Annotated in this window: 8 protein-coding genes; 1 reads left to right on the forward strand and 7 read right to left on the reverse strand. The window is 68.5% G+C overall.

Annotation, left to right across the window (positions count from 1 at the left end; genetic code table 11):
- Nucleotides 1-12: 12 nt before the first annotated feature.
- The 6 genes from moaE to AC07VL_RS22805 form a co-directional block, all read right to left on the reverse strand.
- Nucleotides 13-486, reverse strand: coding sequence for a molybdopterin synthase catalytic subunit MoaE (moaE, locus tag AC07VL_RS22780; protein ID WP_494807865.1), 474 nt, complete (start codon nucleotides 484-486; stop codon nucleotides 13-15).
- Nucleotides 483-3,062 (reverse strand): DUF349 domain-containing protein, encoded by a 2,580-nt coding sequence (locus AC07VL_RS22785; RefSeq protein WP_494807866.1) that lies wholly within the window; start codon nucleotides 3,060-3,062, stop codon nucleotides 483-485. The genes moaE and AC07VL_RS22785 overlap by 4 nt, the downstream gene beginning before the upstream one ends.
- A gap of 181 nt (nucleotides 3,063-3,243) precedes the next feature.
- On the reverse strand, nucleotides 3,244-3,909 hold the full coding sequence (locus AC07VL_RS22790; protein ID WP_494807867.1) for a hypothetical protein: 666 nt from the start codon (nucleotides 3,907-3,909) through the stop codon (nucleotides 3,244-3,246).
- A gap of 114 nt (nucleotides 3,910-4,023) precedes the next feature.
- On the reverse strand, nucleotides 4,024-6,693 hold the full coding sequence (locus tag AC07VL_RS22795) for a bifunctional acetate--CoA ligase family protein/GNAT family N-acetyltransferase (RefSeq protein WP_494807868.1): 2,670 nt from the start codon (nucleotides 6,691-6,693) through the stop codon (nucleotides 4,024-4,026).
- Between the two features lie 113 nt (nucleotides 6,694-6,806).
- Nucleotides 6,807-7,799: a DUF2804 domain-containing protein gene (locus AC07VL_RS22800; protein ID WP_494807869.1), complete on the reverse strand. Its 993-nt coding sequence runs from the start codon at nucleotides 7,797-7,799 to the stop codon at nucleotides 6,807-6,809.
- Entirely contained in the window at nucleotides 7,796-9,127 is a 1,332-nt protein-coding gene (locus tag AC07VL_RS22805; protein ID WP_494807870.1) for a winged helix-turn-helix domain-containing protein, read from the reverse strand. Before AC07VL_RS22805 ends, AC07VL_RS22800 begins: the two co-directional genes overlap by 4 nt.
- A gap of 371 nt (nucleotides 9,128-9,498) precedes the next feature.
- Here AC07VL_RS22805 and AC07VL_RS22810 point away from each other — a divergent pair, with 371 nt between their 5' ends.
- Nucleotides 9,499-12,717, forward strand: a complete 3,219-nt coding sequence (locus AC07VL_RS22810) for a di-heme oxidoredictase family protein (protein ID WP_494807871.1) — start codon at nucleotides 9,499-9,501, stop codon at nucleotides 12,715-12,717.
- A gap of 27 nt (nucleotides 12,718-12,744) precedes the next feature.
- Here the strand turns inward: AC07VL_RS22810 and AC07VL_RS22815 are convergent, their stop codons facing one another.
- Nucleotides 12,745-14,106 carry a sensor histidine kinase gene (locus tag AC07VL_RS22815; protein ID WP_494807872.1) on the reverse strand — a complete coding sequence of 454 codons (1,362 nt, stop codon included), beginning with the start codon at nucleotides 14,104-14,106 and terminating at the stop codon, nucleotides 12,745-12,747.
- Between the last annotated feature and the right edge of the window lie 95 nt (nucleotides 14,107-14,201).

Here is a 14,201-nt window from a genome sequence, read left to right on the forward strand (position 1 = left end):
GGCGGGTACGATTCAAATGGGGCTTGCTTTTGCCGTCCATTTGTCCAGGGCCGCCCCGTCGCTGTCGCGCGCATCGACCCAGCGCGCCCCTTCTGGCGTATCTTCCTTCTTCCAGAACGGCGCTTCCGTCTTCAGGTAATCGATGATGAATTCGCAGGCGGCAAACGCCTCGCCCCGGTGCGCGGACGACACGGCCACCAGCACGATCTGCTCCTGCGGCAGCAGGGGCCCCACGCGGTGGATCACCAGTGCGCCGGACAGGGGCCAGCGCTCCCGCGCCTGCTCGATGATGGCTACAATGGACTTTTCCGTCATGCCCGGATAATGCTCGAGCTCCATCGCCGCCACGTCCAGCCCCTCGTTCATGTCGCGCACCGTGCCGACGAAGCCGACGACGGCGCCTACCTTGGGGTTGCCTGCACGCAATTGTGCGATTTCTTGACTGAGGTCAAAATCGGCTTGCTGGACGCGGACGGCAATGCTCATTTGGCATGTCCTCCGATGCGGCGCAGCAGGGTTTCGATGCGGCTGGCCGTGCGCGCGTCCGTGACGGCGGGAATGGCGCACAGCTGCATCAGCTGCGACACTTGCGTGAGCGGCTTCTGGCCCGATTTCAGCGACGATTGCAGCACTTCCACCTGCATCTTCAGGCGGTCGCGGGCAAATTCCGCGCCGCTGTCGACGCCGGCGACGATTTCCAGGCGCAGCACTTCGTCGAGCAAGCGGGCCTCGTTGGCCTGCAACTGCCGCACGTAGGCGGCGGCGCCCTCGCCCAGCGCGGCCTGGGCGGCGGCAAAGCGCTGCTGCAGGCTGCGTTCGTATTGGGCGTCGAGCGCCGGCAAGGCGCTCCAGCGCCCGCCCCACGCCTGCGCGTCGGCACCGGCATCGCCATCGGCCAGCGCTGCTTCCAGCGCCTGCACCAGGCGCAGCTTGTCGCGCAGGGCATTCGCCTGCGCCGCGCCGGCGCGCTCGGCGATGGCGTCGGCCTGCGCCTGCACGCCGGCCACGGCTGCCTGGTAGCGCTGTTCGATCTTCGCTTCGCTGGCGCGCGGCACGGGACCCGTGGCGTTCCACGCGCTGCGCGTGTCGCGCAGCAATTGATTGATGGCGGACGTGCGGGCCTTGTCGTCGCCGTCGGGGATGACGGCCGTTTCCAGGCTGGCGCACAGCGCCTCGCGCGCATGCAGGTGTTCGCGGCGCTCATGGTCGGCCGCATGGGCCGTTTCCTTGCGCTTGGCAAAGATGTCGTCGCAGGCGGCGCGGAAGCGCTGCCACAGCGCCTGTTCGGCGCGGCGTTCCAGCGGCAGGGCCTTGGCCAGCTCCTGCCATTTTTCCTGCAAGGCCTTCAGCATGTCGACCGTGTTGCGCTCGGAGGGTTTCAGCAGGCCCACTTCGACGATCAGCTGCTCGCGGCGCGCCGTCTCGATCTGGCGCTGGGTTTCCAGCGGCTTCGACAGGGCGTCCAGCGCGGCGCCAAATTCCGTATCGAGGCGCTTCTTTTCCTTGCGGTCGATGGTGCCCAGGCGCGTCCACGCCTGGCGCAAACGCTGCGAGGCGGAGGCGACCTGTTTCCAGTCCGTGCTTTCCTGGGCCGCCAGGGCCGCCGTTTCCGCGATCAGTTCCTGGGCCTTGGCCGCATTGCCATGGCGCTCTTCGGCCAGCTGCTTGAAATGCTGGGCCGCCGGCGCGTAGGCCAGGCTGCAGGCGGCGTCGAAACGTTCCCACAGGGATTTCGGTGCGGGACCGGACAGGGTGTCAAGCGACTTCCAGCGCTCGCGCAGGCTGCCCACCTTCTTGGCCAGCTCGGCCATCGGCAACTCCTGCGCCGGCAATTCCTCGCCCGCCTTGACCAGTTCCTCGCGCGAGACGTTGCCGCCCCAGCGCGCCCAGTCGGCCAGGCGCTTGAATTCGGCCCGCACGTGTGCCAGGCGGTCGGCCTGCGCCGGCGTCAAGCGGCCGTGCTTGGTATCGCGCAAGGTCTTGTCATGCTCGGAAGCCACGTGCAGCAAGCCATCCTGCAGGGCCGCTTCCATGGCGTCGAGCGTCTTGAAGAACTGTTCCGTCGCTTCCTTCGACACGGACGCGTGTTCCTGGCGCGGCTTGCGCGGCGCCGGTTCCGCATGTGCTGGCGTGTCCACGGCTGCGGCAGTGACGACCGGCGCCGGCGCGCTGGCCAGCAGGGCCGCAAATTGCTGCTGCAGGCTGTCGGACAATGGCGATTCCGGCAGGCGCGGCAAGGCTTGCCAGGCGCGTTTCAGGGCGGCGGCGTCCAGCGTGGCGGCATCCTGCGCCTGCCATTCGGCCAGGGCAAGCTGGCGTGCGTCGAACACGGCCTGGTGCTGCTGCAGCGCCTGCAAGGCGGACTGCGCCTGCTCGCGCGCTTGCGTAAAGTCCAGTTCCAGGTGTTTCGGCAGCGAGGCGCGCTCGGGCGACTGCGCATGCCGGGCATGCTCCGCGTCGAGGTCCGCCAGCGCCTGCGCCAGCTCGCCGGCGCCCTGGCCATTGCTCGCCAGCGCGCGCGCGGCGGCGACGGCGTCAATGACGGCGCGCTGCAGCAGCACCTGCGCTTCCAGGCGGGCCGCCAGCGCGGCGCGCGCGGCGGCAAAGTCCGTGGCCAGCGCGGGCGTGGCCTTGATGACCTGCCATTGGCGGTCCAGCTCGGCCACCTGGTTGGGGCTCAGCTTCTCGTCGCTCAACAGGCGCTGGGCCGCGGCGATGCTGGCCTGGGCGCGCTGGGTCTCGGCCGCCTGGTGGCGGATCAGGTCGATACGGCCCTGCATCAGCTTGGCGACGCGGCGGTCCGTGTTGCGCATGGCCTGGTGGGCTTTTTCCAGCAGGGGCAGGGAGTGGACATGCTCGGCCGCGATCAGACGGGCATCGGCAAATTCGCTGGACACGATAAATTCAAGGGCGGCGGCTTCGTCGCCCGCCACGGCATGGGCACGCGCCACCTGGTCGGCGCGGCGCGATGCGCTCTGCGCCGAGGCGGCGGCCTGTTCTGCGACGACAGGATCGGGGGCGGCAGTCTTGCTGGCAGAACGTTTGAAAAGAAATTCGAACATGACGGGTTTCGCGTGGATCAAAACCACCATCATAACAAAGCCCGGGGTATTGCATCGGACAGGGCTGAACAAGTTATCAAATGAGTAAATCGAACATTTTCCCCATGTCGGCAGACCGCCGTGCCGCCCGAAAACCAGCGCCACTCCGGACGGCACGGCGGGGTGGGCGCTTGCTACCCCGTCAAGCCTGCGCGCGCAGCGGCTGTGGCGCCGCCAGCCGCGCCGCATGGGCGTCGACACTGGCGCCAGCCTGCCTGCCGGCAGCGGCGCCCTGCCCGCCGGCGGCCGCCGTGCCCGCCGCCGGCAGGACGAAGGGCAGCACCTGCGCCTTGTCGCGGCGCGCTTCCTGCGCGCGCGCGTCATGGGCCAGGAATTGATAGGCGATGGCAAACCATGTTTCACCCACGATCACCTTGCGCGCCAGGGCGAACAGCTCGCGCTCGTCCTTTTCCAGGCGCGCCAGCAAAGCCGCGCAAAAGGCGTCGATGGCGGCGCACAGCTGCCCGGCCTGCAGTTCCGTACTGTCGATGGCGGCAGCGGCGCGCTGCTGCACGGCATTGATGCTTTCCAGCGCCGCATGGTTCAGGCCGTTAAGTTCATTGAGCAGGCCGTCCGCATGCGGTGCGGCCTGGCGGATGGCGGGAATCAGGTACATCTCCACCTTGCGCCAGTAGCCGCCCTGGTAGAGACGGTTCAGCCAGTCGCCCGCATACTGCAGCTGCGCCAGACTCAGGCAGTTCTGGTGCCGTAGCTGCACGTGCATGTATTTCTGAAAAGCCAGCAGACTCATGCGGATGCTGGCCTGTTCCACCGACAAGGACACCAATATATATGTTGCCGTAAGCATGCACTCACTCCCAAAGCACGTCGGACGTATCATCCTGGAAGTGAAAGTGTAAAGACTGCCGACAGGGCAGGGTTTGATCCTGCACAAACCCGCAGCCTGCCGCGCGCATCATTTTCAGCGCGGCGGCCGCAATCCGATGTGCAGGTTGACGACGCCCGGCTCTTCGGACGGCGTGACCTCGCCGCCGAAGCTCTTCACCAGCCGCTGCATGCCCTTGTTGCGCGCCATCGCCTCGCCCACCAGCGCTTCCGTGCCGCGGCCGCGGAAGTAGTCGACCAGCTTCTCGAACAGGATGTGGCCCAGGCCCTTGCCCTTCAGGGCCGAACGGACGGCGATGGCGAAATCGGCATGGATATTGTCCGGGTCGGCCACGGCGCGCACCACGCCCAGGGTTTCCGGCTGGCCATCCGGCCCCGTGCGCGTGGCGATGAAGGCCATGGCGCGGTCGTAATCGATCTGCGTCAGGCGCGCCAGCTGCGACACGGGCAGCTCGCGCATGGACGTGAAAAAGCGCAGGCGCACATCGTCCGGGTCCAGCGCGTGGAACAGTTCCATGTGCTGCGGCGCGTCCTCGGGGCGGATGGGGCGCAGCAAGATCGGCTGGTCCATCCACGTCACCTGCTCTTCCAGCTCCTGCGGATACGGGCGGATGGCCAGGCGGTCGCGCTGCTGGCCCGGCTGCAAACGGATGCGCGCGTCGAGGGCGATCACGCCATCCGCATCGGCCACCAGGGGGTTGATGTCGAGTTCGGCCAGCTCGCCGATGTCGGCCACCAGTTCGGCCACCTGGATCAGGGTGTAGCAGATGGCGTCGATGTCGGCCGGCGGCTGGTTGCGGTAGCCGGCCAGCAGTTTCGACACGCGCGTGCGCGCCAGCATGTCGCGCGCCAGCACCATGTTCAGCGGCGGCAGGCCGATGGCGTGGTCCGCCGTCACCTCCACGGCGATGCCGCCCTGCCCCACCAGGATGACGGGGCCGAAGGCGGCGTCCGTCGTCACGCCGACGATCAGTTCATGCGACTGCGGCCGGCGCGCCATCTGCTGCACCGTGAAACCGTCGATGAGCGCGTCGGGCCGCATGCGGCGCACGCGCTTCTCCATGGCGGCGGCGGCCGTGCGCAGGATGTCGGGCGTGTCCAGGTCCAGCGCCACGCCGCCCACGTCGGATTTGTGGGCGATGTCGGGCGAGTGGATCTTCAGCGCCACCGGGTAGCCGATATCGGCCGCCACGGCCAGCGCCTCTTCCACGTCGGCCGCCATGCGCGTGGTGGCGACGGGAATGCCGTAGGCGGCGAGGATTTCCTTCGAGCGGCATTCGCCCAGCACCGTCTGGCCGGCCGCCAGCGCGGCTGCGACGATCTCGCGCACCCGGGCGCGGCGCGGCGTGGCCGACATGGGCAGCTGCGCCGGCACCTGCATCAGCGTTTCCTGGTTGCGCCGGTACTGCACGATCTGCATGAAGCCATGCACGGCCTTTTCCGGCGTGTCGTAGGTGGGAATGCCGGCGCGATTGAGCACCTGGCGCGCGGGCGCCACGGTGGTGCCGCCCAGCAGGCACGACAGCACCGTGCGCGAAGTGGCCTTGATCAGCGGCGTGACGGCTTCGGCGATGTCGATCGACGAGACCATGGCCGTGGGCGCGTGCAGCAGCAGCAAGGCGTCCGCCTGCGGCTCGTCGAGCAGCGGCGCGATGGCGTCCACATAGCGCTGCACGGCCGAATCGCCGGGCAGGCCGACGGGATTGTCGTGCGACCAGCCGCGCGGCAGCGCCTTTTCCAGCGCGATGACGGTATCGGGCGACAGCTCGGCCAGCTTGCCGCCGCTGCCCACGAGGGCGTCGGTGGCCATCACGCCCAGGCCGCCGCCGTTGCACAGGATCGCCAGGCGCTCGCCCCGCTGCGAGCGGATATGCGTGAGGGTTTCCACGGCGTCGAAGAGTTCCTCGGCCGAATACACGCGCAGCATGCCGGCGCGGCGGATGGCCGCGTCGTACACGGCGTCCGAGCCGGCCAGCGCGCCCGTGTGCCAGGCCGCCATGGCCGCGCCTTCCGCCTCGCGCCCCGCCTTCAGCACGATGACGGGCTTGCTGCGCGCCGCCGCCCGCGCCGCCGACATGAATTTGCGCGCCGCGTGGATGTCTTCCATGTACAGCAGGATGGCGGCCGTGTCGACGTCGCCGGCCAGGTAGTCGAGCAGGTCGCCGAAATCGATGTCGTAGCTGCCGCCGAGCGAAATGAACTTGGAAAAACCCACGCCGTGTGCATTGGCCCAGTCGAGCACGCCCGACACCAGCGCGCCCGATTGCGACACGAAGGCGATCTTGCCGCTCGTCGCGCCCACGTGGGCGAAGCTGGCATTGAGGCCCAGTTTCGGCACCAGCAACCCCATGCTGTTGGGGCCGAGGATGCGCAGCAAATGCGGCTTGGCCGCCTTCAGCATGGCCAGGCGCAGCGACTGTTCGCGCGCGGGGTCCAGGCCCGACGTCATGACGATGGCCGCGCGCGTGCCCAGCGCGCCCAGTTCGCGGATCAGCGCCGTGATGGTGGCGGGCGGCGTGCAGATGATGGCCAGGTCCGGCGCCTTGGGCAGCTGCGCCAGCTTGCGGTAGCATTTCAGGCCCATCAGCTCGTCATACTTGGGATTGACGGGCCAGATGTCTCCTTGATAGCCGCCCCCGAGCAGGTTGTACAGGGCGATGGCGCCCAGCTTGCGTTCACGCGCCGTGGCGCCGATCAGGGCCACCGAGGCCGGCTTGAACAGCTTGTCGAGATTACGGATACTCATGTTCTAGCCTCATGGATTGCCGGAGCGGGATTGCCGGAGCGACTATGCGCCAGTGTAAGGGATACATTGCCAAATAAATTTGACCTTGTCGTGCATTTCGCAAAAAAGCATGCCTACCAGCGCGAGCGGTGGCTTTCCGTCACGCCCGCCAGCTGCGCCACGATGCGCTTGGGCGATTCCGCGCTGGCGCGCACCCAGCCGCTGAAGGTGCCGATGGGCTGGATGTAGCGGCTGGCGGCGATCCACAGGTTCTTGTCCTCGCGCCGCGCGCCCTCTGGCTTGAAGTGCAGGTCCAGCAGATCGTCGTCCGTCCACACATGCCACGGCGCCAGCGGGTTGTCGGGGTTGAAGTCGAAATGCGCGCGGCCCAGCGGATACAGCTGGCCATCGAGCCACAGCGCGTTTTCATGCGCGCCGAAATAGCCGGCCTGCAGGTTGAAGCCCAGGTCCAGGCTGTGCGCCGACGCCCAGCGCCATTCCGTCTCGCGCGCCAGCAAGCCGTTCGAATAATCGAAGCTGGCCACGCCATCGTCCAGGCTGTAGCCCATGGCGCCGCAGCGCACGTTGCCCCACAGGGGCAGGCCGCCCGACTTTTGCGTGGCGTGCGCGCTGCCGCCCTCGCCCACGGGCCCGATGGCCAGCAGGGTGGGCGCGACGGGCGGGCCGAATTCCGCATCGATGCCGAAATGGCCGCAATCGAGCTGCAGACGGTAGCGGTGCTGCGCTTGCGCCTCGATGGCGATGTGGTGCGACAGGAAGCGGAAACGGCTGCCGGCAGCCGCATGCGGCGCCACGGAGGCGGAAAGGCCCGGTACGCCATCCTGCGAAAAGCTGGCCACGATCTTGCCCTTGTGGCGGTCGAAGGCATACGCGAACGCCGTGCTGGTCCAGCCCAGCTCGACGATGGCCACGCCGCAGAACACGGCCGGTGTCGACAGCGCCACGTAATGCCAGCGCTTGTGGTGAAACAGGCGCCAGAGGGCGCCGCGCGCGTGCGGCGGCGCCAGCGCGGCCCAGTCGAAGGCGCCCAGCATGCCCGTGTAGCGGCCGAAGCGGGGCTGGCCATCCGCGTCGAGCAGATCAGGGGGAGCGGGCGGCAGCATCATGCGGCCCGCCTTGCGGCCAGGCCGCCATCCTGCAGGGCCGCGGCCAGCTGCTGGCCGAACGGCGCCGGCTGCGCTTGCGCAATATCAACCTGCGGACAGGCATGCCAGAGCGCCAGGCGCCGCACGGCACCGGCCACGTCCTGCACCAGGCGGGGACTGGGGCGCACGCCCTCTTCCAGCGCCAGCGACTTGATCTCGAAACGTCCCTGCGCGCGGTGCGCCTTGGCGTCCAGGCGGCCCACGAGCGCGCCGCGGCGCAGGATCGGCAAGGTGAAATAGCCGTACTGGCGCTTCTCGGCCGGCGTATAGCATTCGAGCCGGTAGTCAAAGCCGAACAGTTCCAGCGCGCGGCGCCGGTCCCACACGACGGGGTCGAACGGCGACAGGATCGTCGTCAGGGTGGGCGCCAGCTTGCCGGCCGCCGCCGCGCGCGCCAGGTCCGCATGATCGGCATGCACGTACACGGCGTCTATCCAGCCGTCCACCGCGTAGCGCAGCAGCGCGCCCTCGTCCACCAGTATTTGCAGATCGCGCGCCAGGCTGGCGCGCGGCTGCTTCGTGCGGAAGTAGTCGCTGATCCAGCCGGCCCGCGCCAGGCCCAGCGCCTTCACGCTGGCCAGCAGCAGCCGGCGCCGCACCTCGTCTTCGGAGGGCAGCAAGCCATCGTGCCAGCCGGGCAGCACGCGCTCGGCCAGGTCGTAATAGCGCTGGAAATTGTGGCGCTTGGCGATCATCAGCACGCCCGAGGTAAACAGCACTTCCAGCGAGCGCTTTTCCGGCTTCCAGCTCCACCAGCCGCCCGCCTGGCCATCCGTGCGCTCGAAGTCGGCGGAACGGGCGGCGCCGTTGGCGCGGATGTGGGCCAGCACCGCGGCCACGGCCTCGCCCTGCTCGGCCATCCATTTGACGGAGTATTTCCAGCCCATGGCGGCCGGGTCGAGCATGCGGTGGCGGTACAAGCCATAGTCTTCGATGGGCACGAAGCAGGCTTCATGCGCCCAGTATTCGAACAGCGCGCCCTCGGCCAGCAACTGCTCCAGCCACGGCTGCGGATAGTCGCCCAGGCGGCTCCACAGCACCAGGTACGGGCTGCGCGCCACCACGTGGATGGTGTCGATCTGCAGCACGCCCATCTGGCGGATGGCCGCCAGCACGTCGGCCTTCACGGCTTTTTTACGCCGCGCCTGCAGCAGGCCCTGCGCGGCCAGGTGCAGCGAGCGCGCGGCGGCCAGGGACAGCGCCGGCGTCGGCGTCGGCGGGGATAGCGGTGCGGCGGACGGTATCGGCAAGGTGGGATCTTCCTCAGCAAAAAAGGTGGCGCGCATCATGCACGGGCATATCAGGAAGATACCGCATTCTCATCGCCGCTTCCGCATTTTTTCCTGAATTGTATTCATGCTGTCGCGCATTTTCATTCACCTTGCGCACCGCAACAGTGCAAAAAATGGCCGCCACATGACCGCTTCGTGACAACTGCACGGCGGCGCTTGACACGCCCCTGGCGATTCTATAACTTAAGGAAAATATTGCCACACGGCAATTAAATACACCTCAGCCTTGCCCGCCCTGCACGCCTCCCATCCCTGCCGCCGGCCGGTCGCAGGGCGCGGCGTGCGCGGCGCCGGTGTCCGACTTGCCGGTGGGCGGAGCGGAACAGGCTGGCCAATCCCACTGCATCAATAAAAACCAGGAAGAGAACATGCACACATCTTTGCTTTGGTCCGGGCGGCAGCAGGCCGGTCCCGGCCGTTTTTCCAGGCCCGGCCTGCCGCTGGCGCTGTCCCTGGCCCTCGCGCTGTCCGCGTGCGGCGGAGGCGGCGACAACGCCGCCGCGCCGGCCGCGGCGCAGCGGCTGCTGGCGGAAAGCGTATCCGAGGCCGCGCTCACGCCCGTCGCCGCCACGGCCAGCTCGGCCGAACGGGGCGACCTGTCGGCCGGCGCCGCCATCGACGGCAACGATGGCACGCGCTGGGGCAGCGCCTTTACGGACAACGAATACCTGACGCTCGATTTCGGCACCTCGCAAACCATCACGCGCGTGCGCATCGCCTGGGAAAACGCGCACGCCAGCGCCTACCTGCTGCAGGTGTCGGACGACAATGCGCACTGGACCACCGTCCAGCGCGTCGAAGACAGCCGGGGCGGCATCGAGGACATCACGGGTTTTTCCGCGCAGGGCCGCTACCTGCGCATGCAGGGCGTGAAACGCTCGGGCCAGTACGGCTATTCCATCTTTGAAATCCAGGCTTTCTCGGGCACGCCTGCCCTGCCGCCGGTGACGCCGCCCGTCACCGAACCGCCCCCCGTCACCAGCGATCCGACGCTGCCCGGCGCCGTCATCCGCCCCGTGAGCGCCACCTCTTCGCCCGTGGAAAACCCCGGCATGTCGGCCGCCATGGCCATTGACGGCAAGACGGGCACGCGCTGGGCCAGCAAGTTCGAGGACGGCGCCTGGATCCAGTTCGACTTCGGCGCGAAGACGCCGGTCGGCTACATGAAGCTGCTGTGGGAAAACGCCTATGGCAAGCAATACGCGCTGCAGGTGTCCGACGACGGGCAGGACTGGTCGCAGATCCGCTACGTGGGCAACGGCCACGGCGGCACCGAGGAATTCTTCAATCTGGGCGTCAATGCCCGCTACATCCGCCTGCAGGGCGTGGCGCGCGCCACGCAGTACGGCTATTCGCTGCTGGAAGTGGAATTCAAGACGCCGGGCAGCGACAACAGCCTGCCGTCCACCGCCACCTCGGCGCTGACATTCCCCGGCGACGGCGCGGGCATGGCGCCGCTGCCGGCCGCCGCGCAGCCGCTGGAAAGCCTGCAATTTACCCTCGCGGACGGCACCCTGGTGACGCGCTTCGGCGCGCGGGGCCTGGCGCGCCACGGCCGCGAACGGGGCGAGGAATGGAATGAGATCGGCTACGGCCCGAATGAAACGGTCGATCCCGTCACGGGCCTGCCGCAGGACAAGGGTCCCGGCAACTACCTGACCTTCGTGCCGCAGTACTTCAAGAACCGCACCTGGGGCGTGGAAATCATCGACAACAGCAAGGTGCGCGGCGTCACGAAACCTACCCTGATCGTCAACCAGTACACCACCGTCGACTTCCTCTCCGGCGGCGTGGCCTTCTTCCGCGGCTTCGACCGCCCCGGCGTGACGGGCTACGGCTGGATGTCGCCCGGCGAACTGGTGGACCGCAACGTCCCCGTCTGCAAGCCCATGGCCTACCCCGCCAATGATCGCCTGACGAACGCCAGCGGCATCAACGGCGCCTGCACCCTGCTGATCAAGGAATACCCGGGCCATGGCGGCCTCGATGCGGCCGGCATGCCGAATGGCACCGACGTCAAGGCGCGCGCGCTGACGGCAGGCGACATCATCGAAGTGTCGCCATCGATGTTTTCCACCACCGCCTCGATGGCCTCGAAGGGCGACGACGGCGGCATCCGCTACTACTCCTACGAATGGACGTATGTCGTGGGTGCTGGCCTGCGGCCATGGTACGGCGTGCAGCCGCGCCTCAATTCCGTGCCGCTGCCGGAGGAAACCCTGTCCGGCGGCCTCGGTTCCGTGTCGTACAACTACTCGGACAATGCCCTGTTCATATTCCAGCAGCCGCACAACCATATCGGCATGCAGAACATGCAGCGCTTCGTCGAGGGGCGGCGCCTGGTGCACACGAATTTCACCACCGGCGAGCATAACGAGGGCGGCAACGACCGCTACGCGCCAGCCGTCAGGCTGCAGGGGCAGCGCTACGCCCAGTCGGCGTGCATCGCCTGCCACGTCAACAATGGCCGCAGCCCCGCGCCCGTGGCCCTGAACCAGCGCCTCGACACCATGGCCGTGCGCGTCGCCAGCATCAATGCGGCGGGCCAGCAGGTGCCGCACCCGCAGTACGGCACGGCGATCCAGATGAATGCCGTCTCGCCTTCCGGCGCGCCGCAAAACTGGGGCAACAGCGTCAGCGTGGGCGCTTTCACGGCGCGTACGGTGGCCCTGGCCGATGGCACGCAAGTCGAACTGCGCAAGCCCACGCTGGCCTTTGAAGGCCCCGTGCCCGCCATCGTCTCGCTGCGCGCGGCGCCGCCGATGATCGGCACGGGCCTGCTCGAAGCCGTGCCGGAAGCGGACATCCTGGCGCGCGCCCGCGCCACGCCGGACGCCGACGGCGTCAAGGGGCAGCCCAACTACGTGTATGACCCGGAAACGGGCGCCGTGCGCCTGGGCCGCTTCGGCTGGAAGGCGTCGAAGGCCACCCTGCGCCACCAGGCGGCCGACGCCCTGCTGCTGGACATGGCCGTCACCTCGCCCGTGTACCGCAACCGCGCCTGCATGGCCGGTCCCGCGGCGTGCGCGGCGGGCGGCGCGCAGCCCGGCATCTCGGAAGCGGACCTGCAGTCGATCACGCAGTACCTGGCCCTGGTCGCCGTGCCGGCCCAGCGCAGCATCGCCAGCGGCTTCCCGCAAGGCGTGGCGCCGATCGAGGAACTCAAGGTCGATCCGCAGCAGGTTGCCGCCGGTTCGAGGCTGTTCCAGGGCATGCGATGCGCCGCCTGCCACACGGTGGAAATGAAGACGGGCGCGGGCCACCTGTTTGCGGAATTGCGCAACCAGACCATCCGCCCCTACACCGACCTGCTGCTGCACGACATGGGTCCCGAGTTGGCCGACAAGTTCAGCGAAGGCCAGGCGAAAGGCAGCATGTGGCGCACGGCCCCGCTGTGGGGCATCGGCTACACGGAAAAGGTCATGGGCAACGGCGGCAAGGCCGGCTACCTGCATGACGGCCGCGCGCGCAGCCTGACGGAAGCGATCCTGTGGCACGGCGGCGAGGGGGCGAAGGCGCGCCAGCGTTTCGAGAACCTGTCGAAGACGGAGCGCGAGGCGCTGCTGGCCTTCCTGAAGTCGCTGTAGGCGTTTGCAGCACCGCTGGCGCCGCCGTCATGGCAAGATGACGGTCACCACCAGCCCCCGGCCCTGCAGGCCGGCCCCCAGCACGATCTGCGCCCCATGCCGCTCGGCGATGCGGCGCACGATGGACAGTCCCAGCCCGCTGCCGGGCAGCTGTCCGCCGCCCAGGCGCACGAAGCGTTCGAACACGCGCTCGTGCATCTCTGCGGCGATGCCCGGTCCCGTATCGGCCACGCGCACGTAGCTGCGCCCCTGCTCCACGCCGCAGCTGACGGCGACGCAGCCGGGCGCCGGCGTGTAGCGCAGCGCATTGTCGACCAGGTTGCGCAGCAGGATCTGCAGGCTGTCCGCGTCCAGCGCGCACGGCGCCGGCGCCGCGTTCACCGCCAGCGCCAGCCCGTATGGCGCGGCCAGCGCCTGCCACGCTTCTTCCTGCCGCGCCAGCAGCGGCGCCAGGTCGCCCGGCGCCAGCGCCGTCCCCGCCGGCGCCTGCGGGTCGAGCTGGGCCAGGGCCAGCAGCTGGTTGACGAGGCGCGTGGCACGCTCCACGCTGGCACCCAGGCCGGCGATGAATTCCTCGCGCTCGTCCGCGCTGCGGGCCCGCTGCAGCACCTGCAGATTGGTCTTGATGGCGGCCAGCGGCGTGCGCAGTTCGTGCGCCGCATCGGCCGTGAAGCGCTGTTCGTTGTCGCGGCTGTGCCGCACCCTGCCAAACAGCCGGTTAATTTCCAGCAGCAGCGGATGCAGTTCGCCGGGCGCGCCATGCAAATTGACGTCGGCCAGCTCGTTCGGCGTGCGCGCCGACACTTCATCGGCCGACACCTGCAGCACGCGGAAGACGCGGTGGATGCTCCACCAGATGGCGATGGTGGCCAGCGCCGCGAGCAGCAGGCCAAACAGCGCGATGCGGTAAAAGAAGCCGCGGCTGATGTCGTCGCGGTGGCTGGTCGGCTCGGCCACCAGCAGCTGCAGGCTGCGCGGCTGGTCCCACAGCGAATACAGGCGCCAGCGCTGGCCGGCGATCGTCGTCCACGACAGGCCATCGGGCGCGCTGCGCGACAGGGTGATGTCGGAGGCCGCATCGTTGCGGTACAGCACGCGCTGCTGCGCGTCGCGCACCTTGAACAGCAAATACTGGTGGGGATTGCGCTGGCCGCGCAGGGGCAGGTCGATGGGTCCCGTCAAGCCATGCTCGCGCACATCCTTTTCCACCAGCGACAGCAGCAGGTGGCCCGTCTCGATGAGCGACTGGTCGAACAGTTCCTGGCTTTCGCGGCGCGCTTCCACGTACACGATGGCGGCGCTGCCCACCCACAGGGCCAGGGTCAGGCCCAGCAGCACGGCCAGCAGGGTGCGCCGCAGCGACCAGGTTTGCAGGACCGGCCCGCTCATGCGCCTACCGGCTCCGGATGCAGCTGCGTTTTCGGGCCGACGGTGGCGGAGACTATGAGCATGGGGCGCGCCTGAGGAAGAGTTTGCATGATGCC

This window comes from Janthinobacterium sp. GW821-FHT03C08, assembly GCF_059420905.1.

Bases quoted from the DNA above. Each gene is read 5' to 3' on its own strand.
- moaE (WP_494807865.1), bottom strand. From the start codon at position 486: ATGAGCATTGCCGTCCGCGTCCAGCAAGCCGATTTTGACCTCAGTCAA.
- AC07VL_RS22785 (WP_494807866.1), bottom strand. From the start codon at position 3,062: ATGTTCGAATTTCTTTTCAAACGTTCTGCCAGCAAGACTGCCGCCCCC.
- AC07VL_RS22790 (WP_494807867.1), bottom strand. From the start codon at position 3,909: ATGCTTACGGCAACATATATATTGGTGTCCTTGTCGGTGGAACAGGCC.
- AC07VL_RS22795 (WP_494807868.1), bottom strand. From the start codon at position 6,693: ATGAGTATCCGTAATCTCGACAAGCTGTTCAAGCCGGCCTCGGTGGCC.
- AC07VL_RS22800 (WP_494807869.1), bottom strand. From the start codon at position 7,799: ATGATGCTGCCGCCCGCTCCCCCTGATCTGCTCGACGCGGATGGCCAG.
- AC07VL_RS22805 (WP_494807870.1), bottom strand. From the start codon at position 9,127: ATGATGCGCGCCACCTTTTTTGCTGAGGAAGATCCCACCTTGCCGATA.
- AC07VL_RS22810 (WP_494807871.1), top strand. From the start codon at position 9,499: ATGCACACATCTTTGCTTTGGTCCGGGCGGCAGCAGGCCGGTCCCGGC.
- AC07VL_RS22815 (WP_494807872.1), bottom strand. From the start codon at position 14,106: ATGAGCGGGCCGGTCCTGCAAACCTGGTCGCTGCGGCGCACCCTGCTG.